Here is a 26,323-nt window from a genome sequence, read left to right as displayed (position 1 = left end):
ATGCGCGCGTTCGATCGAATCGCCGAAAAGAATGATTCGAAATCAATCGTTCGAGCCGTTCGCGGTGTCGCCGCTGCCGCCCGTCTTGCCGTCCGACGAGTTCGTCACCGCGCCGCTCGCGCCGTTCGCGCCCTGCGCGTCCGCATCCGCCGGAGGCGCAACCGTCGAATCCTTCTGCAGCTCGTCTTGGACGAACTGCAGTACTTTGTCCTCGTCGGAGATGGCGAGCACCGACGCGCCGCCGACCTTCTCGCCGCTGATCAGGTCCATCGGAGGCACCTGCGCCTGGCCGGCGATGTGGCTGCTCACGCCGAGCTGGCCGAGCTTGATCATGTCGTCGACGCCGATGTTGGTCTTGATGTAGCCTTGGACGCTGTCGACGATGTCCTTCATCTTCAGCAGGCTCCAACCGCTCTTCATCTTGTCGGCCACGGCGCCGAGCAGCTTGCGCTGGCGCTCCGTGCGCGTGAAGTCGCTTAGCGCGTCGTGGCGGAAGCGGACATACTGCAGCGCCTTCGTGCCGTCGAGGTCCTGGACGCCCTTCTTCAGGTGAATGTCGTACCGGTTGCCGTCGGCGTTGTCGACGTAGTTCATGTCCTTCTCGACGTCGAAGTTCTGAATGCCGCCGATCGCGTCGATGACGGACTTGAATCCTTCAAAGTCCGTGTACACATAATATTGGATATCGAGACCGAGCACGTCGCCGATCGTCTGCATGGCGAGGTCGGGGCCGCCGACCGCGAACGCGGTGTTGATCCGGTCGCTGCCGTGATCCTGGATGTCCACGTACGTGTCGCGGAGGACGGAGAACAGGTGAATGTCCTTCTTGACCGGATCGACGGAGACGACCATCATGGAGTCGGAGCGGGCCTTCTCGTTCTCCTGGAGACCGCGGTTGTCGCCGCCCATGATCAGAATGTTCACCCGTTCCTTGCCTTCCCATTCCGGCGGCTTCTCGGCCGTCTTCACTTCGTAGTTCGTGAATTTGGGATCGGTGGTCGGTTTGCTCAGGGAATCGAGACCGTTATATACGCCGTAAGCCTGGTAGACAAAGTAGCCGACGACCGCCAAAATCACGAGGGATACACCGAGCAGCGCCCATTTCCAGGGCTTTTTGCGTTTCGGTTGCTTTGCTTGTGCGCGCGCCATTTTCGTTTCGCTTCCTCCTTGTATTAGCCCGAAACGGATGAGGATCGACCGGTTTCGGTGCAGTGAATAACGTCCGATTTTAGGTGTTCGGCTTTCGTAAAGCGGAGGCAATCGCGTTGCCCGGCTTGAAAATCCGGTATAGCATTACATATCATAAAATTATAAAATGGATTGTCGTAGAGAAGCAAGTTTTATCTGATAGGAACGAATAGGGCGGACATTTCCCAGGAAATGTCGAAACGGAGAGGAGCCGGATGCTTCATGCTGGCAATAGACGTCAAAGATTTAAGGAAGCAGTTCCGGGTACAGAAGAACCGGGAAGGCCTCGGCGGCGCGATGAAGGACTTGTTCAAGCGCCAGTATAACGAGATTACCGCGGTCAAGGACATCGGCTTTCAAATCCCGCAGGGCGAGATTTGCGGTTATATCGGCGAGAACGGCGCGGGGAAATCGACCACGATCAAAATGCTCACGGGCATTCTCGTGCCGACCTCGGGCCACCTCATGGTAAACGGCTTCGTGCCTTATAAAGAAAGGGAAAAATTCGTCCGCGGCATCGGCGTCGTCTTCGGGCAGCGCAGCCAATTATGGTGGGATATCGGCGTCATCGAGTCCTTCCAGCTGCTGCGCAAGGTGTACCGCGTGCCGGAAGCGGAGTTCAAGAAACGGCTTGACGAACTGGTCGAACGGCTGCAGCTCGGCGACCTGCTGAACCGTCCCGTGCGGAAGCTCAGCCTCGGCCAGCGGATGCGCTGCGAGCTGGTCGCGTCCCTGCTGCACAACCCGTCGATCGTGTTCCTGGACGAGCCGACGATCGGCCTCGACATCGTCGTGAAGACGGAAATCCGCGATTTCTTAAAAAAAATTAATCGGGAGCAGGGCACGACGATCCTGCTGACGACGCACGACCTGCAGGATATCGAGGCGCTCTGTTCGCGCGTGATCATGCTCGACGACGGCCGCATCATCTACGACGGCGGCTTGGACGAGCTCAAGAACCGCTGGAGCAAAGGCCGGGAGCTGCAGTTCCAGTTCGGCGAGCAGCCGTCGATCGACGCGCTGCGCGGTCTGACGAACGGTCTTGCCGGCGTGGAATGGACCGTCGACAACGAGCTGACGGCCACGATGTGGCTGCCGCACGCGGTGAACGTCTCGGAAGCGCTGGCGCGCGTCGTCGGCGGCACGTCGGACATCCGCGACATCAAGATCATGGAGACCAACACCGACGAGATCGTCCGCGAGATCTACTCCTCCGGCTCGGCGTCGAACGACGCGGCCGCGAAGCTCGGCGCGGGCGCCGAAGCGGGCGGCCGGACTGAAGCCGCCGGCCGGTCCTATGCGGCCGGTCCGGCCGATGCGCCGCAGACCGGCGCGGAAGGCGGTGCCGGAGCTTCGGTCCAAGCGGATGCCGGAGCCGCCGGACAAGCCGAACCGGCCGCCGCGTCGTCCGCGTCCGCGGACGGCGAGCCCGTTCCGGTCGGCGCGGGCGCGTCCGCGGCCAAGGAGCCGAAGCGATGAACAGCGCGTACCTGGACCTGATCCGCATCCGGTTTCTCATGATGCTGGCGTACCGCGTCAATTATTACAGCGGCATCGTCATCTACACGATCAACATCGGCGCGTACTATTTTCTGTGGGAAGCGATCTACGGGGACCAGAAGCTGCTGGCCGGCTTCACGCTCGCGCAAATGACGACGTACGTCGCGGTCTCCTGGATGGCAAGGGCTTTTTACTTCAATAACCTCGACCGCGAGATCGCAAACGAAATCCGCGACGGCAGCGTGGCCGTGCAGTTCATCCGCCCGTACAATTATCTGTTCGTCAAGCTGATGCAGGGCTTCGGCGAAGGGCTGTTCCGGCTGCTGCTCTTCATGGGGCCGGGCCTCGCGATCGTCTGTCTGATCTTTCCGGTCAAGCTGCCGACGGATCCCGGCGTGTGGGCCGTGTATCTCGTCATGCTGCTGTTCAGCTTTCTTATTAATACGCAGATCAACATGCTCGTAGGCTTGTTCGCGTTCTTCGTCGAAAATAACGAGGGGATGCTGCGCATGAAACGGGTGCTCGTCGATCTGTTCTCCGGCGTCATCGTGCCGATCTCGTTCTTCCCGGGCTGGCTGGCCGTGACGATGAAGTGGCTGCCGTTCCAGGCGATCACGTTCCTGCCGAGCTCCGTCTTCACCGGCCGGATCGCGGGAGACGAAGTGCTGCGGGTCGTCGGCATTCAAGTCGTCTGGTTCGTCGTCCTGATCGTGCCGATCGCCTGGGTATGGCGTCAGGCGCGAAGCCGGCTGTTCGTGCAAGGAGGGTAAGGGTCATGTTCTATTGGTCGCTCGCAACGGAATATATGAAAAACTACGTCAAAACCAAACTGAGCTACCGCGCCGACTTCTGGATCGAAGTGCTGTCGGACCTGCTCTTCCAGGCGGTCAACCTCATCTTCATCCTGATCGTGTTCCGGCATACGCCGACGCTCGGCGGCTGGACCGAGGCCGAGGTGGTGTTCGTGTACGGCTACTTCATGGTGCCGTCGGGCATCTTCAGCATGCTGTTCAACATCTGGAACTTCAGCGAAAGGTATATCGTCAAAGGCGAGATGGACCGCGTGCTGACGCGTCCCGCCTACAACCTGTACCAGGTGCTGCTCGAAAATCTCGATCCGCCGGCCCTGTTCGGCTCGCTCGTCGGGGTCGTCATCATGGCGCTCAGCTGGGGCGAGCTCGGCTTGGCGTTCCACCTGACGGACTTCCTGATGCTGGCCGTCTTCACGATCGGCTCCGTCTTGATCTACGCGGGGATCTTTACGGCGCTGACGGCGATTTCGTTCTATTCGGACGCGCCGACGGGGATCCTGCCGCTGATGTACAACATCTCGGCTTACGGCCGGTATCCGGTCAACATATACAACAAGGTCATCCGGTTCCTGCTGACGTGGCTGCTGCCGTTCGCCTTCACGGGCGTCATTCCGGCGTCGTACTTCCTCGGGCATAACGAGACGGGACTGACCGACCTGGCGCCGTACACGCCGCTCATGGGCGTCGTCGTATTCGGCCTCGGGCTGCTGGTCTGGAACCACGGCGTCAAGCGGTACCGGGGCGCGGGCTCGTAGCGGAACGCGCCGAAGCACGGTTTACGAACGAAGGGAGATGTGGGCGATGCCAGCGAAAGCGAAAGCGATCGTGGGAAAAAAAGCGCCGGATTTCGCGCTGCCGGCCATGGGCGGACGGGAGGTCCGCCTCAGCCAGTTCGCCGGGCATAAAGTGGTGCTGTTCTTCTATCCGAAGGATCTTACGCCGGCGTGCACGCAGGAGTCGTGCGATTTTCGCGACGCCTACGCGGAGTTCGGGAAGCACGGCACCGTCGTGCTCGGCATCAGCAACGATCCGGCGGAGCGGCACGAGAAGTTCGCGGCGAAGTACGAGCTGCCGTTCGAGCTGCTGGCCGACACGGAGCACAAGGTATGCGAGCTATACGGCGTCTGGCAGATGAAGAAGCTGTACGGCCGCGAATACATGGGCCTCGTGCGCTCGACGTTCCTGATCGACGAGAAGGGCAAGCTCGTCCGGGAATGGCGCAATCTGCGCGTGAAGGGTCACGTGCAGGAAGTGCTGGCGGCGGCCAGCGAGCTGTGAGGGGTTTTGGGCGGTTCTAGCGGTATGAGTAAAAGAGCAAAAGAGCAAAAGAGCAAACGAGCAGAAGAGCAAAAGAACAAAAGAGCTGTAAAAGCTTAGGGGAAAGAAGGGGACCCGCGCACGGAGCGGGTCCCGTCGCGACCAAGGCGTTCGCGCAAGCCGGCATGTACCGGCTTGCGCGAACGCCTTTTTTGCGTCGCCCAATAGGATTCGCATGCTTCGACCGTCCCGGCGGCGGGGCGAACGGGATGCCCCGGCGTCGGCGGATTTTTGGCGTCCGCGCGGGCGGAAGGTGTAAAGCGGGCGTTTGGTGGCGAAACTAGCAAGTAGAGCATTTCACTAGGTTTGGAAGAGTAGGAGATGAAATCGGCATGATACTGAAACCATCGACAACGAAACAATCGACGCAGCAAGGGGATAACGGGGCGGCGGAGATCCATTTCGCGCCGGAGGCGGACCTGTGGCCCGAGGCGGCGCAGCAGTCGCTGCAGCTGATGCTGGCGCGCGTGAACAGCGTGCTGCTCGGCAAGGAGGAAGTCGTGTCGCGGGTGTTCGGCGCGCTGCTGGCGGGCGGCCACGTGCTGCTCGAGGACGTGCCCGGCGTCGGCAAGACGCTGCTCGTGCGCGCCATCGCGCGGGTGATCGGCGGGGAGTTCCGCCGCATTCAGTTCACGTCGGACCTGCAGCCCGCGGACGTCGTCGGCGGGATGGTGTGGGACGGCAAGCGGAGCGAGCTCGTCTTCCGCCAAGGGCCGCTCATGGCTAACGTCGTGCTGGCCGACGAGATCAACCGCACGCCGCCGCGCACGCAGTCCGCGCTGCTCGAAGCCATGGAGGAGCGGAGCGTGTCCGCCGACGGGGAGACGCGTCCCTTGCCGCAGCCGTTCATGCTGCTCGCGACGCAAAATCCGCTGCGCGACGACGGCACGTACCCGCTGCCGGAGGCGCAGCTGGACCGCTTCATGATGCGGCTGTCGATCGGCTATCCGGCGCCGGAGGACGAGATCGGCATGCTGGCTTCCGGCCGGCAGCGTCTGCTGCCGGAGCTGCTGCGGCCGGTCATCGTGCCGGAGGAATGGATGCGGATGCAGAAGGATGCCCAGTCGGTGCACGTGCATCCCGCGCTGCTCGCGTACGCCGTGCACGTCGTCGGCGCGACCCGCGCCTCGGCGGAGCTTCAGCTCGGGGCGAGCCCGCGCGCGACGCTGGATTGGGTGCGCGCCTCGCAGGCGGCGGCGTACGTCGCGGGCCGGCGCTACGTCGTGCCCGACGACATGAAGGGGACGGCGGAGCCCGTGCTGGCCCATAGGCTGCTCGTGCGGGACGAGGCTTGGGTGAAAGGGCGGACGGCGGCGAAGGTGCTGGCGGATATTTTGGCGGCTGCGCCGGTGCCGATGCCGGCGTCCGAAGGCGGCCGCAGGCGTTGACGGCGCGATAGGCGCGGGAATTGGCGGGCCGCGCGAAGATCGCGGATGAAGGGACTTAAGCGCGCACGGCGGGATGGGTGCGCGAATCGGAACGGAAAGCGGTGGGAAGATGAGCACGGCGGGAACGAATCAGGGCGCGGGCCGCGAGCAAGCGGCGAAGCCGGGCGCGAAGGCGTCCGGAGCGGGTGACAAGCAGGGAGCGGGAGCGGCCGGGAAGCAAGGCTCCTCGGCGGACAAGCGAAGCGGCGGCGCCCCGGCGCGGGATACCGGCGCAGGGGACGGCAACCGGTTGGACGCGACGGCCGCGCCCGTTCCGGGGACGGCCGGGCTGCGCGGCCGGTTCGCGGCGCGCGCGGCGGCGCTCGTCGTGCTCGCGGCCGCGGCGTTCGCGCTGCTGGAGCGGGGCGGGGCGGTGGAGTGGCTGTTCGCGGCCGCGGCGGCGCTGACCGCGGCGTGCGGGCTGCTGCTGCCTTACGCGTCGCTCGGCCGCGTCCGGGCGGAGCGGATCGTGTACGGCGCGGACGGGCTCGCGGACGGCGGCGAGATGCGCGTCCGGCTCACGCTCACGCTGAGCCGCATGCTGCCGTTTACGTGGGTGTGCCTCGAGGAGGAGATTGTCCCGGCGGCAGATGGGCCGGCGGGCGCGAAGGCCGCGATGGCGGATGCGAAGGTCGTGAAGGGCGTAGCGAGAGAGGCAAAAGCCGTGAAAAACGCGCAGGACGTGACAGATTCAACGGTCGCGGAAGCATCGGCGGGCGCGAAGGATCCGAAGGAACCGGCGAATGCGAGCGGCCGTCAAAGAACGGAGCGCGCGAAGCAGCCGGCGAAGCGGGGCGTCCAAGTCGTGCGCGCGCTGCTGCCCGGCTTTAACCGGCGCCTGGTGCTGGAGTACACGGTCGAAGGGCTGCAGCGCGGCGAGCTGGCGTTTAACCGCGTCGCGCTGACCTGCGGCGACATGCTGGGGCTGACGGTCCGCACCGTGCGGGTCGACTGCCCCGGCCGCGCGGTCGTCAAGCCGGCGCCGCCGGCCGGCGAACGGCTCGGCCCGCTGCCGGGCTTCGAGCCCGAGCAGGTCCGGCAGGGCCTGCAGCCGGTGTCCGCGTTCGGCGGGCAGATGGCCGCCGCCGCTTCCCGGCTCCGCCGGGACGGCGCCGGACCGGAGCTGCGCGCCTACGCGCCGGGCGATTCGCTGCGGCGCGTCGACTGGCGCGCGATGGCGCGCGGGCTCGGCATGCAGACGCGGATGAGCGAGGCCGAAGAGGCGGGCGCGATCATCGTGCTGCTGGACGTGTCGGCGTCCGCCTACGGCAAGGCGCGCCGGCTGTTCGACGCGAACGCGGGGCGCGCCGCGGCGATCCTGCGGGAAGCGGCGCGCGAAGGGAAGCGCGTCAAAGTGCTGACCAATGGCGCTCCGGACGGCGTCATCCACGACGGCGGCAGCGGCGCCGACGCGCTGCGCGAGGCCGAGACGCGCCTCGCCGGGCTGCGGCTCGGCGACACCGCGAAGCCGATGTCGCAGCGGTTGTCCGACATCGTCGCCGGCGCGCCGCGCGGCGCCTCCGTCATCTGCCTGACGGCGGGCCGGACGGGGAACGCCGAGACGATCGCGAGGCAGTCGGGCGATCCGGGCAATATTTCGTACGGCGCGAAGCTCGCCGGCGTGCGCGGCGTCCGGCTGCTTCTGCTGCTCTCGGTGCACGAGGCGGGAGGAGACGCCGCCGAGCGGAGCTGGCAGGAGCGGCTGCGGGGAACGGGCTGCGGCGTGAAGGCGCTGCCCGTGCCGGCGAGCTACGCGAACGCGTCGCCGCGGCTGGCCGAGGCGGCGGCGAGCGCCGGGAAGGAAGGAGGCGGCATGCATGCCGAACCCGCGAACGGGTAGTGAAGGAAGGGGCATGGGAAGCGGCGGAAGCGGATTGACGCCTCCGGCCGCGAATCCTCCGTCCAAGCGGCAAGCGGAACGGGAGGGGCTGCATTTTTTTCGGCACGCCTCCCGCAGGCTGATCACCAGCCTGCTGCTGTACGGGCTGATCGTCGAATGGCTGCTGCCGCTGGAGCAGCTGAAGTCGTATACGGAGCTGTACCAGATCAGCCCGCTGCTCGTCGCGGTCGGCCTGTATTTGGCGGTCGGCTTGTTCGTGCCGCCGACGTGGGCGGCGCTGGCGCTGAACGGCCTCGTTACGGTCGGCGCGGTGCTCGTCCTGTTCGAGCCGCACTACGGCTCCATCGGCGGATCGGTGTCCGGCTTCGTCCGCGCCGTCCGGTCGGACGCGCTGCATGTGCTGCGGGCGGACTTCATGCTGAGCGGCGAACTTCGCACGCTGCTGCTCATCGGCGGCCTCGGCATGATGGCGATCGCCGTGCAGTCGCTCATGTGGCTGCGGCAGTGGGGGCTCGGCTTGACGGCGCTGACGGCGGTCTATTTGCTGCTGCTGTACGGCTTCCTCGGCTTGAACGTGTTTCCGGGCCTGCTGCGGGCGTGCGCGGAAGGATTGGTGCTGAGCGCGCTCGTGACGGTGCCGCGGATCGAGCGGCTCGCCGGGGTGCCGGACGTGTTCGCCGGGGCCTCCGGCGGAAGCGGCGGCGGCCTTGGCGCAGCCGGCAAGGGACGCGGCGCCAAGCCCGGGCAAGGCCTGCTCGCCGGCTGGACCATCGGCTGGTGGAGCGGCGCGGCCTGGCTGGCCGTGCTCATCATGGCGGCGAGCATCGGCGCGGCTTGGAGCTGGTCGAGCGGCACGACCGCGAAGCAGGCGCCTTGGGCGGCGGACGCCGTCCGCTGGAGCGAAGCCCGCTTGGACGAAGCGGAAGACGGGCAGGCGTCGGAATCGACGGCCGCGGCGGAGGCGATGGCCGAGACCGGGCTTGGCGGCGGCGCGGGGCGAACGGGCTACGGCTTCGACGACACCCGGCTCGGCGGCCCGCTCTCCTCGGACGATACGGTGCTCTTCACGGTGACGTCGGCGGAAGCGGGGTATCTGCGCGGCGACAGCAAAGCCGCGTACACCGGGAAAGGCTGGGAGCAGGACGGGCACGACTGGCAGAAGCTGAACGTCGCCGAAGCCGACGATGACGGCGCGTCCGGCGTTATCGTGCAAACCGTGACGCCCGCCAAGCCGACCGTCGGTTACCCGCTGTTCACCGGCGGCGCCGATTCGGCGGTGACGGCGCTGAAGCTGCAGCTCGCGCCGAAAGGCGCGTCCGGCAAATATTGGCGGGATGCCGACACGGGAGCGCTCTACCCGGGCGGCGACGAGGACCGGGTCGCGCAATACACGATCGTGACGAAGCTGCCGAACGAGGTCGACGTGCGCAGCGTCGGAACCGAGGGGGCCGGGAGCGAGGGCGCCGGGGCGGCGGATGCGTCCGCGCCGGACGGCGCGCCGTCGCTGACGGACGAAGCGGAGCGCGCCTACACGCAGCTGCCCGCGGGTCTGCCCGCGCGGATCGGCGGGCTTGCGGCGCGGATCATCAAGGACGCCGGCAATCCGTCGGGCCGTTACGAGCAGGCGCAGGCCATCGCGGATTACTTGCGCGCGAATTATACGTATACGCTGACGGATACGGAAGCGCCGGAGGCGGGGGCGGACTTCGTCGACGATTTCCTGTTCCGGCAGAAGGAAGGGTACTGCGTCCACTTCGCGTCCGCGATGGCGGTGCTGCTGCGGACGCAGGACATTCCGGCGCGGTACGTGAAAGGCTTCGCGCCGGGCGAGCCCGCGGAAGCGGCCGACGGCGGCGCGGCCGGCCGGTATGCCGTGCGCGCGAGCGACGCGCATGCGTGGGTGGAAGTGTGGTTCCCGGGCGCCGGCTGGGTGCCGTTCGAGCCGACGCCGGGCTTCGCGCCGCCGGAAGACGGCGCGGCCGGCGAAGCCGATGCGGCGTCTTCCGCGCCGGACGCCGCCGCATCGGCGGGCGAGGGCCGGCCCGCGGACGGCGACGGCGCGTCCGCGCGCGGCGGCGAAGCCGCCGCTGCCCGGGGCATCGCCGGGCAGCTCGGCGCGCGGCTGCGCGACGCCGCGGAGCGCGGGGCGCGCGCGCTCGCGGACGCGGGCCGCGGCGCCATGGCGTCGCCGCCGTGGGCCAAGGCGGCCTGCGCCGCCGCGCTGACCGGCGCGGCCGGGCTCGCCTTGGCGGCGCGCCGCCGGCGCGAACGCTTCGCGTTCGGCGCGGCGCTGCGCCGGTACGGCAGCGCCCTGAAGGCGGGCCGGCACACCGCGGCCCGCAGCCAGTTCCTTCAGCTCGCGGACGCCGTATGGCGCGAGCTGTACAAGCGGTGCGGCGCGAAGCCGCCGCACCGCACGGCGCGCGAGTACGCGGCGGGACTGGCGCTGCCGCCGGAGGCGGCCCCGCTCGTCGCCGACTTCGTGCGCTGGGACGAGGAGGCGCGGTTCGACGAGCTGCCGCGCCGGCTGCCGTCGCCGCAGCAGATGGCGGCGCTCATCGAGGGGCTCAGCGCCCCGAAATAAGCTTTATCTGGGGTATTCGCCGATTTGAGGAGCAAGAGCTGTACCACATACGGCTCTTTAATAGAATTGCCGTTTTGCGGCACATGAGCAGTACTGGAGAACTCTTTCCGCAACATGGCAGGTAACCGGTTCAAGAACGGTACCGCGTACCGTTCTTTTGGCGCATCCGCTGGTTTGCGGCGCAAGAGCGGTACCGCGTACCGTTCTTTTGGCGCATTCGCCGGTTTGCGGCGCATGAGCGGTACGAGGTACGGTTCTTTTGGCGGAAATGCCGTTTTTCCGCGCAGGAACGGTACTGGATACCGTACTTTCGGCAAAATGGGAGCCAGACGGTTTAAGAACGGTACGAGGTACCGTTCTTTTGGCGCATTCGCCGGTTTGCGGCGCATGAGCGGTATGAGGTACGGTTCTTTTGGCGGAAATGCCGTTTTTCTGCGCAGGAACGGTACTGGATATCGTACTTTCGGCAAAATGGTCATCAGACGCTTCAAGAACGGTACCGAATACCTTTCTTTCGGCGACTCGGCTCGTTTCAACAATAAAGGCTGTTCCTCCGTCATGAAAAGGACGAAGGGACAGCCTGATTCAGGTTCTGGAGAGGTGCCGGGCATCCTCGGCGCCATCGGCTTCCGCTGCCGACATGCTTAAAATTGCACTCGCGCCCATGTCTTCGCTTTCGGCGTATGCGACAGCCGTCATGGCTTGTGTCGGCGCGTCAAGCGCGGTCGCCGTTGCTTCAGTCCTGGGAGCCGCAGCAGCGGTATCGATCGCATTTACAGCGCCGCTCGGTACCGCCTCGCTTTCGGCTGCGTCAGTCCAGGGAGCCGCCGCCACGGCTTCCTCCGCCTCCGAATCAGCGCCCGCCGCCATGGCCACACTCGTCGGAGTTTCGGCTTCCTCCGAATCGGCTCCCGCTACCGCAGCCACGCTTGTCGGAGTCTCAGCTTCCTCCGCTTCCGGCTCGGCACCCGTTGCCGCCGCAACTCCTGCCGCAACCTCCTGAAGCGGTGGAAGAAGAACCCGGACATTCAGTGCTTCTACGTGCTCGGCGGCGGTGGCGCGGCATTGCGCGGCTACCTGACCGAGGCGGCGGGGCCGGTGCGCCTACGGTTCGTGTGGAGGACGGCGAATTCCAGAACGTCTACGGCTACTTGAAGCTGGCCAAGAACAAACAGCTGCAGGCGCAAGCCGCCGCCGCTGTCGCTGCCGAGGAAGCCTAAACGCGTATCGCGAGCGAGAGCCGGACGGGCCTTGTCAGGGGCTTGTCCGGTTTTTTGACTGCGCCGCGTAGCGTGGCGGCGGTGGGGGCGGGCGCGGGCGGGATAACGCGCGCCGGCAGTCGGGACGCGGGCTGTTGCGCGCGCGTCCGATCGGCTTGCGTTTCGGCGACGCAAGAACGGACGTCGGAACATGGCAACATGCTTTGCTTGCATGGAGCGGGGCGGAGGCTTCACCTTAATTGTGAATCGTCTTCCCGTCTTGGGTCACGGCGCATGCCGGAGACTTACGCGGACAGGTCAGTCGCCATTGAGCCGGATGTAGCGATTTCGGGATGCTGAGCGGACACAGATGCCGCTATTTACCTCAAGAGCGGCCTAAAGCGGTCCGGTTCACGCCAATAGAGGCTCGTGCGTCCGCGGCAATACGAAAACGCCCCGAAACGCGCAAATAGCGGTTCGTGTGTCCGCGAATCTCGCAGCGCGCGCTCGTGTCTAGCCCGGAGCGCGCGAGCCCCGGCACCGCAAGCCCGGCTCGCCGTTAGCGAGGCACCCCGCGCCGCAGCCGCACCCTCATTCCAGACCTCCCGCGAGCCCCGTCCCCGCCCGCGGCAGCCTCGCCCGCGCCCCATCCGAGTCCCTAATTCCGGCGTATCCCGCAAGCCCCGTCCCCGCCCGCGAACTCCGGCAGCGGTTTCTTCCGTTCCCCCGCGCAAACCGCGCCTTTCGTTTCCTTGACTGTCCCATAGCGCCTATATATAATTGACACAATGATTTGAGGGAGGCCTTGACAAAAAAGTGAACAAGCCAAATGAAATGATCGTTGTCCTCGACTTCGGCGGACAGTACAACCAGCTGATTGCACGGCGCATCCGGGACTTGGGCGTCTACAGCGAGCTGCTGCCCTTCAATACCCCGGTGGAACGGATCCGGGAGCTGCAGCCGAAAGGCATCGTGTTCTCGGGAGGACCGGCTAGCGTATATGAAGAGAAGTCGCCGCTCGTGGATCCCGCGATTTACGAACTGGGCCTGCCGATCTTCGGGATTTGCTACGGCATGCAGCTGATCGCGCACCAGCTGAGCGGCAAGGTCGAGCGCGCCGGCAAGCGCGAGTACGGCAAAGCGGAAGTGGATTTCGTCGCGGGCAGCGAGCTCGTGAAGGATCTCGAGGCGCGCCAAACGGTCTGGATGAGCCACGGCGACCACGTCGTGGAGCTGCCGTCCGGCTTCCGCGTCGACGCCAGCACGGACCACGCGCCGATCGCGGCGATGAGCCATCCGGAGCGCAAGCTGTTCGCGGTGCAGTTCCATCCGGAAGTGCGCCACTCCGTCAAGGGCAACGAGATGATCCGCAACTTCCTCTACAACGTCTGCGGCTGCGAAGGCAACTGGAGCATGAGCACGTTCATCGACGACACGATCCGCGACATCCGCGCGCAGGTCGGCGGCGGCAAGGTGCTGTGCGCGCTGTCCGGCGGCGTCGATTCGTCCGTCGTGGCGATCCTGCTGCATAAGGCGATCGGCGATCAGTTGACGTGCATGTTCATCGACCACGGCCTCCTGCGGAAAGGCGAAGCCGAGAGCGTCATGGAGACGTTCGTCGGCAAGTTCGACATGAAAGTGGTCAAGATCGACGCGAGCGAGCGGTTCCTCGGCAAGCTGAAGGGCGTCGACGATCCGGAGCAGAAGCGCAAAATCATCGGCAACGAATTCATCTACGTGTTCCAGGAGGAATCCGCGAAGTTCGACGACTTCGAATTCCTCGCGCAGGGCACGCTGTATACGGATATCGTCGAGAGCGGCACGGCGACGGCGCAGACGATCAAGTCGCACCACAACGTCGGCGGCCTGCCGGACGACATCACCTTCAAGCTCGTCGAGCCGCTGAAGGCGCTGTTCAAGGACGAAGTCCGCAAGGTCGGCGAAGAATGCGGCCTGCCGGAAGCGATCGTCTGGCGGCAGCCGTTCCCGGGTCCGGGCCTCGCGATCCGCGTCCTCGGCGAAGTGACGGAAGACAAGCTGAAGATCGTCCGCGACTCGGACTGGATCCTGCGCGACGAGATCGCCAAGGCCGGCCTCGACCGCGAGATTTGGCAATATTTCACGGCGCTGCCGAACATGAAGAGCGTGGGCGTCATGGGCGACGCCCGCACGTATTCGTATACGGTCGGCATCCGCGCGGTGACGTCCATCGACGGCATGACGGCCGACTGGGCGCGCATTCCGTGGGACGTGCTCGAGAAGATCTCCGTCCGCATCGTCAACGAAGTGGACAACGTCAACCGGATCGTGTACGACGTGACGTCCAAGCCGCCGGCGACGATCGAGTGGGAGTAGACGGCGCCAAGTAGGGGTCACTGGCCCGAAAGCGCTGAACGTCAAGGCCTTCGGCGTCTTGTGCCTTCCTGGCGAGCTTTTAATACGCAACACGCGCGCGCCAATCGTGCGGCGTCGCGGACGCTCTTTCATCTGCCTCTTCGGCGATGGAAGAGCTTCTTTTTTTGCGGGTTGTTTCGGCGTGGGCGCTATCGGGGACGAGATGGTTTATACTAGACGATATCAATCCGGATAGGGGGCGTTTCGCGAATGACGACGGGCAACAAGACGAATCCGCAGGCGGAGGCGTTCATCGCCAAGGCGAAGACGTGGAAGGCGGAATACGAGAAGCTGCGGGAGATCGTGCTCGACTGCGGGCTGACCGAGGCGTTCAAGTGGATGCATCCGTGCTACACGTTCCAGGACAAAAACATCGTCCTGATTCACGGGTTCAAGGACTACTGCGCGCTGCTCTTCCACAAAGGGGCGCTGCTGAAGGACCCGCACGGGATTCTGATCCAGCAGACGGAGAACGTGCAGGCGGCGCGCCAAATCCGGTTCGCGGACGTACGGGAGATCGTCGAGCTGGAGGCGACGGTGCGGGCGTATATTTACGAGGCCGTCGAGGCCGAGCGGTCCGGCCGGGAAGTGACGTTCAAGAAACCCGAGGAGTTCGCCATGGCGGAGGAATTCCAGGCGAAGCTCGACGAGCTGCCCGCGCTGAAGGCCGCCTTCGATGCGCTGACGCCGGGACGGCAGCGCGCGTACCTGCTGCATTTCTCCCAGCCGAAGCAGGCCAAGACCCGCGCGTCGCGGGTGGAGAAGTGGCTCCCGCATATTCTCGCCGGCAAAGGCTTGAGCGATTAGGGCCGGTTCCCCGAATCCCGGCGACGTCCATCGACGACATGACGGCCGGCATGGTGCGCCTACCATGGGACGGCTGGTGAAGATCTCCGTCCGAATCGTCAACGAAGTCGACAACGTCAATCGGATCGTCTACGACGTTGCGTCGAAGCCGCAGGCCATGATCGAGCGGGAATGGACGGGAAGATTATCCGCGTATAAGAACGGCGAATACGCCCTTGGTTTGCGCAATTCGCAAATCAAGGGCATTTTTTGGCTTTCTTGGTCTTCTATTAATTGGAAATCGCTTTCTATATGGGGGAGTTTGCATTAGAATCAAGGTGAAATTCATGTAGATTTTTGGCATTTATTCCAGCGAGGGGTCGATGAATGTGGGTACAAACAAAGGCGGCAGCCGATTTCGTAGAGTCGGCGTTATCGTCATGGCCGCAGCGGGGTTGACGCTCGCGGCAGGCGCGGGCGCCTACGCCGCGGCGAAAATGACCTTGATCGTGAACGGCAAGAAATCGGCGGTAGAACCGGCATCCATAAAGGGCGTGACCTACGTCCCGCTCCGCTCCGTCGCCGAGATGCTCGGGGCAAGCGTCAACTATAACGCCGCTTCGAATTCGGTCGCGATCGCGGGCAAGCCGTCGGCCGGCGTCGGCAATGAAGCGGTCGGCTCGGTGAACGGCGTGGTGATTTCCAAGAACCGGCTGTACGACGCGCTGGTCCGTGCCGGCGGCGTGCAGACGCTGAACAACCTGATTCAAGACGAGCTTGTCAAGCAGGAGGCGGAGAAGCAAGACGTCGTGGTCACCGACAAAGACGTGGAAGCGGAAATCTCGCGAATCAAGAAACGGTTCTTGTCCGAAGCGGATTTTCAAGCCGCTCTGCAGCAATCGGGCATGACGCTCGACGACTTGAAAAAGCAAGCCCCGACGCAGATTCGCATTCGCAAGCTCCTCGAACCGCGCGTGAAGGTGACGGACGAAGAAGTGAAGCAATACTTCGAAGCGAATCGGGAGATGTACGATCAGCCTGAACAGGTGAGAGCGTCGCATATTTTGGTCTCGACGGAGGCGGAAGCGGACGACATTTTGAAGCAGCTGAAGGGCGGAGCGGATTTCGCGAAGCTGGCGCGCGACAAATCAACCGATGAAGGCAGCAAAGGTGCCGGAGGCGATCTTGGTTACTTCGAACGGGGCGCGATGGTCCCCGAGGTCGAGGAAGCGGCGTTCTCGCTCAAGGTCGGGGAGTTGGGCGGACCGATCAAGTCGGAGTATGGGTACCACGTCATCAAGGTCACGGACCATAAGGCCGCGAAGAGAGCAATGTTGGAAGCGTACCAAGCTCAAATCCGGGAAGAGCTCGTTGAAGCGAAGATTTCCGGTCTTTCTTCCGCATGGCTCGAAGAACTAAAGGCCAAGGCGCAAATAACGAATACGCTGGCAGGGAAATAATAAAGGCCGACGTGGGCGTTGTCAGAATAAACGAACATTCCCATTTTTGCAAAAACCCTCCGAGGCGACTCGGGCCGTTTGTCCGTACCGCGATTTCACGGGGCGGCGCCTTCGATTTCCGCTATTTTCGGACGTTAGGAGGCTTGGGCGAGTGACCTGGGGCTTTCTCCGCGTTTTCCGAACGTTTTCCATTGACAGGCCGTGAATAATGTCGCTAAAATGTTCACAGACTCAATACAAACAATTGCATGTCTTTTCGTATAATCTCAAGAATCGGCTTGAGAGTCTCTACGAGGTCACCGTAAATGGCCTGTCTACGAAAAGCAAGAACGCGCGCGAACGGTCCATTCGCGGCGGCGTGTCTTGTTTTGCGTGGAACCTAGAGAGGGATGCCGAGCAACTCGGCGTTTTTTTCTAGGTTCTTTGTTTGTTCTGAACAACATTTTTTGGGAGGGTTTTTGAAAAATGGGTGGTTTCTTTCGTTTGAAGGAACACGGAACAAATGTAAGAACAGAGATCATGGCGGGCCTCACGACTTTCATGACGATGGCGTATATCCTGGCCGTCAATCCGAGCGTACTGGGCGGAGCGGGACTGAACGTGTACTCCGTCTTCCTCGCGACGGCGCTCGCGGGCGGTATTTTCACGATCGCGATGGGGCTGTTCGTGAACTTCCCCGCGGCGCTGGCGCCGGGCATGGGCCTGAACGCGTATTTCGCGTCGACCGTTCTGGCATCGAAGGCGACGAATTCGCCGATTTCCCCGGAAATGGCACTGACGGCCGTGTTCATCTCCGGCATCATCTTCATGATTCTGACGGTCACGCAGGTCCGGCAAATGCTGATCGTCGCCGTGCCGGACAGCCTGAAGCACGCGATCACGGTCGGCATCGGCTTGTTCATCACGATCATCGGCCTGAAGAACAGCGGCATCCTGACGGTCGGCGTGGAGAACGCCGTCACGGACATTCCGAAGGGCCAATTCACGGACGTGCTCGGCTTCGAAACCGTCTTCCACATGGGCAGCCTGGAAAATTCCAGCGTGTACCTCGCGCTGCTCGGCGTCCTGCTGATCGCGGTGCTGATGGTGCTCCGCGTGCCCGGCGCGATTCTGTGGGGCATCGTCGGCGTGACGATCATCGCGATCATCACCGGCGACGTCAACGTTAGCCAGACGCTGAAGGGCCAAAGCTGGTCCCCGGACTTCAGCCAGCTGAGCTGGTGGGATTTCGACTTTAAGGGCGTTTGGCATACGGGCTTGATCTCCATCATCGCGACGTTCACGTTCGTGGAGCTGTTCGATACGTTCGGCACGCTGGTCGGCACGGCCACCCGCGCGGGCGCGATGAAGGATCCGGCGAAAGGCAAGAAGCTCGTCGGCAAAGCGATGTTCGTCGACGCGGTCGGCGTCAGCGGCGGCGCGATGCTCGGCACGAGCACGGTCACGACGTTCGTCGAGAGCTCCGCGGGCATCGCCCAAGGCGGACGCACGGGCTTGACGGCGCTGACGACGGGGATCGCGTTCCTCGCGTCGCTGTTCATCTGGCCGATCATCAAGCTCATTCCGGATTCCGCGACGGCGGCGGCCCTGATCATCGTCGGCGTGCTGATGGTGCAATCGGTCAAGGAAATCGACTTCCAGGACATGGTGTACGCGATTCCGTCGTTCCTGACGATCGCCCTCATGCCGTTCACGTACAACATCGCCAACGGCGTATCGGCGGGCATCGTCTCCTACGTCGTGCTTGCGACGATCGGCAACCTGTCCGGCAAGAGCAAATACAAAGTCCACTGGCTCATGTGGGTACTCGCGATCTTGATCGTCGCGCGTTACGCATGGATCGGCAGCCAAGGATAACGACAGAGAGAGAACCGAAGCACAGCGCGGACCGGCGCCGTGCTTTTTTTTGCGCGCCGGCGCCGGAGCAGGCGTCCGATTTCGGGCGGCCCGTTCAGCCGCCGGACCGCGGATAGGCTTCTTCGCCGGTTGCGTGCTTGTAGGCGGCGAGCCGCAGCGTATAGTCGAACGCCCGGCTTCGCTTCATGCCGAAGGCGCCGGCGTAGACGGCATGGACGGTGACGCGGGCGGAGGCGTAATCGCTGAAAATGCCCATGCTCGTCAGCTTGACCGGAGGAAGCTCCGGGTTGCCGTTGGCGGCCTCCACCAGCCGCCGCTCGATCAGGTCGGGGCGATCCTGCACCTTCGCGACGTAACGCGTCGCGCTTTTGGCATCGCCGATCCTTTTGACGCGGGGCATCTCCGGGTCCCGCTGGGCGGCGTTCATGGCCGCGGCGAGCGCGAAGCCGATTTTGTCCCGCATGCCGGCGTCCCGCTCGGCGTTATAGTACAAGCAGCCGAGCGCGAGCGCGGCGACGGCCGCGATCGGGACGGCGATGTAGATGGGTTTTCGTCTCATGAAGCAGACCTGTCTTTGCGCTCCGGACGCCGTTAGAGCCGTAGGATCCCGGCCTCGCCGAGGGTCCGGCTATGCTTGCCGTTATTCTTGCCTGTCGCGAACGCGGTGCGATCGCCTATATCTTCTTCTATAGAACGTTCCGGGGCTCGCTGAAGTTTCGCGCCGCATGGTCCGCGCTGCTTGGGAAACATCGGTTGTCCGCCTCGGCGCCCATTCCTCCGTCCGTTTCAAACGCATGCATACGCGAAGCGCCCCTGCGAAGTCGCGCGCGACTTCGCAAGGGCGCCGCGGTTCGGCGCGTTCGGCGTTACCGCCGGTACACCCCGTACTTCACCATGTCGATGAACGCGTCGCATTCCTCGATCAGCATCGCCTGCAGCGCTTCGTGCGTGTACTGGCCGGTTTTGTACAGCTGCATGTACTTGGCGGAGAATTGGTTCAGCATCATGACGACCATGTCGAACACCCGCTCCGGCACCAGTCCTTCGCGGAGCGGTCCGGCGGCCAGCAGGCCGGTCCGGAAAATGCCGTCCAGCATGAACGGATCGGTGTACTTCGCCATATGCGCGGCGAAGAACGCGTCCAGCTCCGTCTTCAGCGCCTTCGGCGGGTGGACGAGCGCCCGCTGCACCAGCTCGGTCTCGGACGGGAAGCGGTGCGCGATCCGCTGCTTCGCGAGGATGACTTCCTTGAGCCGGTCGAAGAAATCCGCCGTCTCGATGGCGTTCACTTCGTCGAGCGTCCGCGCGATGAGCAATTGCGTGACATGATCCACGACGGCGAGAAATAAATTTTTTTTGCTTTTGAAATAATGAAACAGAATGCCCTTGGATATGCCCGCGCGGGACGTGATCGTATCCGTCGAAGCATGGTCGTAGCCGTTCTTGGCGAATTCCTCGACGCAGACGGACAGGATGAGCGCCCGTTTCTCGTCCGGAAGCTTCGCGAACGCGGGATACAACACGGCCTTCACCTCGGTTCTGCGCGTTAGACGGCGATGTCTTTCTTCCTATAATACCAGTACGCGGACAGGAAACAAAAGGCGATCGCGGCGACCATGATGCCGGCATGGAGCGGCGGGAACCGTTCCTCCGTGAGGATGGCCGCGGAATCCGCGTATTTGAACGGCGTGACGTACTTCAGCCAAGACAGCGAATCGGAGAGGCCGGCGACGACCCCGAGGAAGTACATGACGAACACCAGGCCAAGCGACGCGGAGACGATCGTCCGCGTCCGGCGCGCGACGGCGGAGAACAGGAACGCGATGCTCGCGAACGTCAGGTGCATCAGGCACACCGCCAGCTCCAGCAGGAAGAACGCTTTGTACGAGATGTCCCCGCCGCCCGCGAATTGAAAGCCCGCCAGACTGGCCGCGACGATGACGAGGTTGAAGAGCAGGACGTTGGCCAGGACGGCGAGCCCTTTCTGGAGGATGACCGTCCGGCGCGAGATCGGCATCGCGAGCAGAAACTCCGCCGTTTTGTCGTTCTGTTCCTTGGCCACGATGCCCGAGGCGAGCATGGCCGCGAAGATGCTGCCGAGCAGCGTCGTCATGAGATGGATCTCGATCCCGTAGAAGCCGAGCGGCGTTCCGAGGCTCAGCCGGTCCATGCCGAACGCGTTGCGCATCCCTTCGGGCATGGAATTCATGAGGTTATCCATGCTCTGCTGCTGCTCCGCCATCGACGGGAAGATGCTGAGGTACAGCAGCACGATGGCCGCCATGATGACGCTCCAGATGATCAGGCTTCGCGAATTCCGTTTGAACTCTCTTCTGAACAGCATGCGCTCACGCTCCGTTAATTCGTGTAATAGTGCAGGAAAATATCGTCCAGCGACGGCTCCTCGACCAGGAGGTCGCTGAAGGGACGCGACGCGATGGCTTCCACGAAGCGCTTCATGTCGCCGTCGTACAGCAGCTTCACGTGCGTGCCGATCGTCTCCTGCTTGACGATGCCGGCGATGCCGGACAAGTCGAGCGTCTCCGGCCGCAACGACGTCAGCGTGATGTGCCGCAGGTTGTTGCGCAGCAGGTTCTCGATCGTCTCGACCTTGACGAGCGAGCCGTCCTTGATGATGGCGACGCGGTCGCACATCCGCTGCACCTCGCTCAGAACGTGCGAGGAGAAGAAGACCGTCGTTCCTTTCGCGCGCTCCTCCTTCAGGAGCTCGAAGAATTCGTTCTGCATGAGCGGATCGAGCCCGCCCGTCGGCTCGTCGAGAATGAGCAGCTTCGGTTCGTGGAGCAGCGCCTGGACGATGCCGACCTTCTTCCGGTTGCCGAAGGAGAGGTCTTCGATCTTGCGTCCGGGGTCGAGATCGAGCCGTTCCAGCAGCGCGGCCATCCGCTGTTCGCCGCGGTAATGATGGAACGCCGCCGCGTAACGCAGCAGGTCGGCGACCTTCATGTCGTCGTAGTAGAACACCTCGGAGGGCAAATAGCCGATCTGCCGCCGGATGTCCTGGGAGCGCGCGACGATGTCGAGACCGAAGATCGTCGCGCTGCCCGAGGTCGGGAACAGAATGTTCAGCAGCGTGCGGATCGTCGTGCTCTTGCCGGCGCCGTTCGGGCCGATGAAGCCGAACACTTCGCCTTCCTCGATGGCGAACGTGAGGTCGCGGATGCCTCGGCGCTTGCCGTAGGTCTTGGTCAGACGATGGATGTCCACGATCGGTTTCAGGGGAATAACCTCCTTCGGATGAAAGCGGGACGAGCACATTGACTCGCCAGTCAATTTCAGTTATACGCCGGATTGACCCGTTAGTCAATAGCGAGTTGCATGAGTTTTCTGACAAAACCGTCTCTACGGGGGCGGCAAAGAAAACCATTTCGATTGAAATCACGGCAAAATACGAACTATTAATAATAACCTTTGTTTAATGTTCGGGTTTTTGCGTTGACATTCCAAGTGAGGATTGATACACTAGAAACAGCTAAGCCCAATAAAAAATGTTGTCGATCATCTCGTATATCCTTGGGAATCAGGCCCGAGAGTATCTACCCGAGAACCTTAATTTTCGGACTACGAGACACGCAATGAAGAGCCAGGTTGCCGCCGGGACGGGGCAGCCTGATGTTGTCTTTACCGTTTACGCATACCATCCGCTTCGCGGGTTGAAACGGGCAGGTCACCTCTTCGCTGCAGGTCTTGTCGAATCCCGAAGCATGCCAGGTCTTGGACGATGCCGAGGGATTTTTTTACGGCAATCTTTAAACGACGAAAAGGTGGTAATTGGCGAATGTCAGCACAAGTGGGCGTCATCATGGGCAGCAAGTCGGACTGGGACACGATGAAATTAGCCTGTGACGTTCTGGACGAGTTGCAAATTCCGTACGAGAAGAAGGTCGTGTCGGCTCACCGGACGCCGGATCTCATGTTCGAATACGCGGAATCCGCCGCGGAGCGCGGATTGAAGGTCATTATCGCGGGTGCAGGCGGCGCTGCGCATTTGCCCGGCATGGTCGCAGCCAAAACGATCCTGCCGGTTATTGGCGTTCCCGTCAAATCATCGAATCTGAACGGGCTCGACTCGCTCCTCTCGATCGTGCAGATGCCGGGCGGCATTCCGGTCGCGACAGTGGCGATCGGCAACGCGGGCGGCACGAACGCGGGGCTGCTCGCGGGCCAGATCCTCGGCGCCTTCGACCCGGCGGTGCAAGCGCGCGTGCAGGCGCGCCGCGACCGGATCAAGCAAGACGTGCTGGAAAGCAGCGAGACGCTATGAGCGGGGCGGCGAAGGGCGCGAAGACGATCCTGCCGGGCGCGACGATCGGCATTCTGGGCGGCGGCCAGCTCGGACGGATGATGGCGAACGCGGGCAGCGCGATGGGCTACCGGTTCGTGGCGCTGGATCCGACGCCGGACGCGCCGGCCGGGCAGGTCGCGCGGCAGCTCGTCGCGGCGTACGACGACCGCGAGGCCGCCGGGGAACTGGCGAAGCAGGCGGACGTCATCACGTACGAGTTCGAGAACGTCGACGCCGGCGTCGCGGCGATGCTGATGGAGCGGTCCTACGTGCCGCAGGGCAGCGAGCTGCTGTACACGACGCAGCACCGGCTGCGCGAGAAGCGGGCGATCGAGGCGGCGGGCGTGAAGGTCGCGCCGTACGCCGAGGTCCGCAGCGCGGACGAGCTGCGCGAGGCGGCCGGGCGCTTCGGCCTGCCGTGCGTGCTGAAGACGGCGACGGGCGGCTACGACGGCAAGGGCCAATGGGTCATCCGCGACGAGGCCGAGATCGGCGAAGCGTTCGAGACGCTGAGCCGCGCGGGCACGGAGCTGGTGGTGGAGCAGTTCGTCCGCTTCGCGAAGGAGCTGTCCGTCATCGCGGCGCGCAGCCCGCAGGGCGAGATTCGCACGTTCCCGGCGGCGGAGAATATCCACGTCGACAATATTTTGCACCTGTCGATCGTGCCGGCGCGCATCGACGAGTCGCTGCAGCGGGAGGCCGAACGGCTGGCGTTCCGCATCGCCGAAGGGCTCGGCGTCGTCGGGCTGATCGCGGTGGAGCTGTTCCTGACGGCGGACGGCGAATTGTTCGTGAACGAGCTCGCGCCGCGGCCGCACAACAGCGGCCACTACACGATGGAAGCGTGCCGGACGTCGCAGTTCGAGCAGCATGTGCGCGCGGTATGCGGCCTGCCGCTCGGCGAGACGTCGCTGCTGACGCCGGTCGTGATGGTCAACGTGCTCGGCGAGCACGCGGCGCCGCTGCTCGATCGGATCGCGATGAAGGACGAGGCGGCCGAACGGCTCGGCGTCGCGCCTAAAATTCACTTATATGGGAAACATGAAGCCAAAGCCAAACGGAAGATGGGGCACGTGAACGTGCTCGCGGCCGACGTGGAACAGGCGCTGGAATGGATAGCCGAAACGAAGATTTGGAGGGTTTGATTCGATGTTACAACGCTACAGCAGACCGGAAATGAGAGCGATCTGGACCGAGGAAAACAAATTCAAGGCGTGGCTCGAAGTCGAGCTGTGCGCCTGCGAGGCGTGGGTGGAGCTCGGCGTCATCCCGCGCGAGGACGTCGAAGCGCTGCGCGCGAACGCGACGTTCGACATCGACCGCATCAACGAGATCGAGCTGGAAACCCGCCACGACGTCATCGCCTTCACGCGCGCGGTGTCCGAGTCCGTCGGACCGGAGCGCAAGTGGGTGCACTACGGCCTGACGTCCACGGACGTCGTCGACACGGCGATGGGTTACCTGCTCCGCCAAGCGAACGAGATCCTCGCCAAAGACATCGAAAACTTCATCGGGATCCTGCGCGGCCAAGCGGTCGCCTACAAGGACACGGTCATGATGGGCCGCACGCACGGCGTCCATGCCGAGCCGACGACGTTCGGGCTGAAGCTGGCGCTGTGGTACGAAGAGATGAAGCGGAACCTGGAACGGTTCCGGCATGCGGCCAGCGGCGTGCAGTTCGGCAAAATCTCCGGCGCGGTCGGCACGTACGCGAACATCGACCCGTTCGTCGAGGAATTCACGTGCCGCAAGCTCGGCATCACGCCGGCGCCGATCTCGACGCAGACGCTGCAGCGCGACCGCCACGCGGAATACATGGCGACGCTGGCCTTGATCGCCACGTCGCTCGACAAGTTCGCGACGGAGATCCGCGCCCTGCAGAAGAGCGAGTTCCGCGAGGTGGAGGAGCCGTTCGCGAAGGGCCAGAAGGGCTCGTCCGCGATGCCGCATAAGCGCAATCCGATCGGCTGCGAGAACATCTCCGGCCTGTCGCGCGTCATCCGCGGCCATATGCTGACGGCATACGAGAACGTGACGCTGTGGCACGAACGCGACATCAGCCACTCGTCGGCGGAGCGCGTCATCCTGCCGGACGCGACGATGCTGCTGAACTACATGCTGAACCGCCTCGGCAACATCATCAAGAACCTGACGGTGTTCCCGGAGAACATGAAGCGCAACATGCAGCGCACGTTCGGCGTGCCGTTCTCCGGCCGCGTCATGACGAAGCTGATCGACAAAGGCCTCAGCCGCGAGCAAGCGTACGACACCGTGCAGCCGCGCGCGATGCAGGCGTGGGAAGAGCAGCGCCAATTCCGCGACATCATCGAATCGACGCCGGAGATCACGAGCAAGCTGACCCCGGACGACATCGCGGACTGCTTCAATCCGGCGTGGCATCTGAAGCACGTGGACACGATTTTCAAGCGGCTTGAGTTAGTTTAAAGGCAGACTCCGCAAGCGAAAACGTCCTCCGATCGCATAAGGTGATTGGTTTGCGTTCACTGGCGAAGGCCAGGGAATGCAGCATTCACCGGTACAAAGGCGACCACTTCAGGTGATTGGTTTGCGTTCACTGGCGAAGGCCAGGGAATGCAGCATTCACCTTCGTTTCTCCGGACTGTTTTCGCCTGCTCCGTCAAACCGTTTAAAACCATTCAAGCCTTTGAAGTGGGGAGAGGGAGAGTGACCATGACACAAGCATTGTCCACGGCCGCCGATTATGTGAAGGCGCCGCTGTTGTATAAAGGCAAGGTGCGCGAGCTGTACGATTTGGGCGAGCATTTCCTGATCGTCGTGACGGACCGCATCAGCGCGTTCGACTACGTGCTGGACCCGGCCGTGCCGGAGAAGGGGAACGTGCTGAACCGGCTGTCGGCGTTCTGGTTCGAGCGGACGGCCGACATGATGGCCAATCACGTCGTGCATACGGACGTGTACAAGCTCGGCGAGCTCGTGACCGAGCCGGAGCGGCTGAAGAACCGCATCATGGTAACGAAGAAGGCGGAGCGCATCGACATCGAGTGCGTCGTCCGCGGCTACATCACCGGCGGCGGCTGGCGGCAATACGAGAAGACGCAAGCGATCAACGGCATCGAGCTGCCGGCCGGCCTGCGCAAGAACGAGCGCTTCCCCGAGCCGCTGTTCACGCCGGCCGCGAAGAACGACGTCGGGCATGACGAAGACATCCCGTTCGCCCGCATGCAGGAGCTGGTCGGCGCCGAGCTCGCCGAGGAGCTGCGCGGCAAGAGCATCCGCCTCTACGAATTCGCCCGCGATTTCTGCGGCGAACGCGGCATCATCTTGGCGGACTGCAAATTCGAATTCGGCTTGATCGACGGCCAGGTCATTCTGATCGACGAGATTTTCACGCCGGATTCGTCCCGGTTCTGGGCGAAGGCCAACTACGCCTACGACATCGAGATCGACAGCATGGACAAAGAACCGGTGCGCACGTACCTGCTCGGCTCCGACTGGGACCGCGAAAGCAAACCGGCCCCGCTGCCGCAATCGGTCGTCGACGCGACGACGAACCGCTACCTGGCGATCTACGAAGCGCTGACCGGCAAGCCGCTCAACTAAAGCAAACCCGCGGGACAAGCACAGATGTCCCGCATCATATACACGCCCAAGCGGGAAGCGCAACCCCGCCG

Annotated in this window: 21 protein-coding genes, 1 pseudogene and 2 riboswitches; of the genes and pseudogenes, 17 read left to right on the top strand and 5 right to left on the bottom strand. The window is 63.6% G+C overall.

Translation table 11 applies throughout. The features are described 5' to 3' along the window. Positions 1-42 precede the first annotated feature (42 nt). Entirely contained in the window at positions 43-1,149 is a 1,107-nt protein-coding gene (locus BMZ79_RS09225; RefSeq protein WP_090639010.1) for an LCP family protein, read from the bottom strand. A 261-nt stretch (positions 1,150-1,410) separates the two neighbouring features. On the opposite strand from BMZ79_RS09225, the gene BMZ79_RS09220 reads away from it, so the two are divergent. The 13 genes and pseudogenes from BMZ79_RS09220 to BMZ79_RS09160 all read left to right on the top strand — a co-directional run bounded on the left by BMZ79_RS09220 (position 1,411) and on the right by BMZ79_RS09160 (position 18,364). After that, entirely contained in the window at positions 1,411-2,667 is a 1,257-nt protein-coding gene (locus BMZ79_RS09220; protein ID WP_371263657.1) for an ABC transporter ATP-binding protein, read from the top strand. Then, entirely contained in the window at positions 2,664-3,458 is a 795-nt protein-coding gene (locus BMZ79_RS09215; RefSeq protein ID WP_090639008.1) for an ABC transporter permease, read from the top strand. The genes BMZ79_RS09220 and BMZ79_RS09215 overlap by 4 nt, the downstream gene beginning before the upstream one ends. A 5-nt stretch (positions 3,459-3,463) precedes the next feature. After that, positions 3,464-4,255: an ABC transporter permease gene (locus BMZ79_RS09210; RefSeq protein ID WP_090639006.1), complete on the top strand. Its 792-nt coding sequence runs from the start codon at positions 3,464-3,466 to the stop codon at positions 4,253-4,255. 46 nt (positions 4,256-4,301) lie between these two features. Continuing rightward, positions 4,302-4,778, top strand: coding sequence for a thioredoxin-dependent thiol peroxidase (gene bcp / locus BMZ79_RS09205; RefSeq protein WP_090639004.1), 477 nt, complete (start codon positions 4,302-4,304; stop codon positions 4,776-4,778). Positions 4,779-5,149: 371 nt separating this feature from the next. After that, positions 5,150-6,205, top strand: coding sequence for an AAA family ATPase (locus BMZ79_RS09200; protein WP_090639002.1), 1,056 nt, complete (start codon positions 5,150-5,152; stop codon positions 6,203-6,205). Positions 6,206-6,314: 109 nt separating this feature from the next. Beyond that, the gene (locus BMZ79_RS09195) at positions 6,315-8,084 is read left to right on the top strand and encodes a DUF58 domain-containing protein (protein ID WP_177222070.1); all 1,770 of its coding nucleotides are present in this window, start codon (positions 6,315-6,317) and stop codon (positions 8,082-8,084) included. Next, the gene (locus tag BMZ79_RS09190; protein WP_090638997.1) at positions 8,062-10,668 is read left to right on the top strand and encodes a transglutaminase-like domain-containing protein; all 2,607 of its coding nucleotides are present in this window, start codon (positions 8,062-8,064) and stop codon (positions 10,666-10,668) included. The genes BMZ79_RS09195 and BMZ79_RS09190 overlap by 23 nt, the downstream gene beginning before the upstream one ends. Before the next feature lie 114 nt (positions 10,669-10,782). Then, entirely contained in the window at positions 10,783-11,316 is a 534-nt protein-coding gene (locus BMZ79_RS33555; protein ID WP_143088915.1) for a hypothetical protein, read from the top strand. A 1,367-nt stretch (positions 11,317-12,683) separates the two neighbouring features. After that, on the top strand, positions 12,684-14,222 hold the full coding sequence (gene guaA, locus BMZ79_RS09180) for a glutamine-hydrolyzing GMP synthase (RefSeq protein WP_090638994.1): 1,539 nt from the start codon (positions 12,684-12,686) through the stop codon (positions 14,220-14,222). 249 nt (positions 14,223-14,471) lie between these two features. Further along, positions 14,472-15,068 carry a YdeI/OmpD-associated family protein gene (locus BMZ79_RS09175; RefSeq protein WP_090638991.1) on the top strand — a complete coding sequence of 199 codons (597 nt, stop codon included), beginning with the start codon at positions 14,472-14,474 and terminating at the stop codon, positions 15,066-15,068. Positions 15,069-15,091: 23 nt separating this feature from the next. Beyond that, positions 15,092-15,240 (top strand): annotated as a pseudogene (locus BMZ79_RS35580) (hypothetical protein); the annotation flags it as partial. Positions 15,241-15,436: 196 nt separating this feature from the next. Beyond that, on the top strand, positions 15,437-16,507 hold the full coding sequence (locus BMZ79_RS09165) for a peptidylprolyl isomerase (RefSeq protein ID WP_177222069.1): 1,071 nt from the start codon (positions 15,437-15,439) through the stop codon (positions 16,505-16,507). A gap of 236 nt (positions 16,508-16,743) precedes the next feature. Beyond that, a riboswitch (purine riboswitch) is annotated at positions 16,744-16,844 on the top strand. A 128-nt stretch (positions 16,845-16,972) separates the two neighbouring features. After that, on the top strand, positions 16,973-18,364 hold the full coding sequence (locus BMZ79_RS09160; RefSeq protein WP_090638987.1) for an NCS2 family permease: 1,392 nt from the start codon (positions 16,973-16,975) through the stop codon (positions 18,362-18,364). A gap of 94 nt (positions 18,365-18,458) precedes the next feature. Here the strand turns inward: BMZ79_RS09160 and BMZ79_RS09155 are convergent, their stop codons facing one another. The 4 genes from BMZ79_RS09155 to BMZ79_RS09140 all read right to left on the bottom strand — a co-directional run bounded on the left by BMZ79_RS09155 (position 18,459) and on the right by BMZ79_RS09140 (position 21,643). Then, a complete protein-coding gene (locus BMZ79_RS09155; protein ID WP_090638984.1) occupies positions 18,459-18,923 on the bottom strand; it encodes a hypothetical protein in 465 nt (154 codons plus the stop codon). Between the two features lie 307 nt (positions 18,924-19,230). Beyond that, entirely contained in the window at positions 19,231-19,896 is a 666-nt protein-coding gene (locus BMZ79_RS09150; protein ID WP_090638982.1) for a TetR/AcrR family transcriptional regulator, read from the bottom strand. A 14-nt stretch (positions 19,897-19,910) separates the two neighbouring features. Then, a complete protein-coding gene (locus BMZ79_RS09145) occupies positions 19,911-20,708 on the bottom strand; it encodes an ABC transporter permease (protein ID WP_256252626.1) in 798 nt (265 codons plus the stop codon). Between the two features lie 14 nt (positions 20,709-20,722). Continuing rightward, the gene (locus BMZ79_RS09140; protein WP_090638980.1) at positions 20,723-21,643 is read right to left on the bottom strand and encodes an ABC transporter ATP-binding protein; all 921 of its coding nucleotides are present in this window, start codon (positions 21,641-21,643) and stop codon (positions 20,723-20,725) included. Between the two features lie 225 nt (positions 21,644-21,868). Further along, positions 21,869-21,969: riboswitch (purine riboswitch) on the top strand. A 194-nt stretch (positions 21,970-22,163) separates the two neighbouring features. Between BMZ79_RS09140 and purE the strand changes: the two genes are divergently transcribed. The 4 genes from purE to BMZ79_RS09120 all read left to right on the top strand — a co-directional run bounded on the left by purE (position 22,164) and on the right by BMZ79_RS09120 (position 26,252). Then, a complete protein-coding gene (purE, locus tag BMZ79_RS09135; protein ID WP_090638978.1) occupies positions 22,164-22,649 on the top strand; it encodes a 5-(carboxyamino)imidazole ribonucleotide mutase in 486 nt (161 codons plus the stop codon). Beyond that, the gene (purK, locus tag BMZ79_RS09130) at positions 22,646-23,815 is read left to right on the top strand and encodes a 5-(carboxyamino)imidazole ribonucleotide synthase (RefSeq protein ID WP_090638976.1); all 1,170 of its coding nucleotides are present in this window, start codon (positions 22,646-22,648) and stop codon (positions 23,813-23,815) included. Before purE ends, purK begins: the two co-directional genes overlap by 4 nt. A 4-nt stretch (positions 23,816-23,819) precedes the next feature. Then, complete coding sequence (gene purB, locus BMZ79_RS09125; RefSeq protein ID WP_090638974.1) at positions 23,820-25,115, top strand: adenylosuccinate lyase; 1,296 nt, start codon at positions 23,820-23,822, stop codon at positions 25,113-25,115. 246 nt (positions 25,116-25,361) lie between these two features. Then, a complete protein-coding gene (locus tag BMZ79_RS09120) occupies positions 25,362-26,252 on the top strand; it encodes a phosphoribosylaminoimidazolesuccinocarboxamide synthase (RefSeq protein ID WP_090638971.1) in 891 nt (296 codons plus the stop codon). Positions 26,253-26,323 lie beyond the last annotated feature (71 nt).

The organism is Paenibacillus sp. UNC496MF (genome assembly GCF_900113915.1).
GTDB lineage: Bacteria > Bacillota > Bacilli > Paenibacillales > Paenibacillaceae > Paenibacillus_Z > Paenibacillus_Z artemisiicola.
Note: the sequence above shows the minus strand (reverse complement) of the source record. Positions and strands in the feature narration are given on the sequence as shown.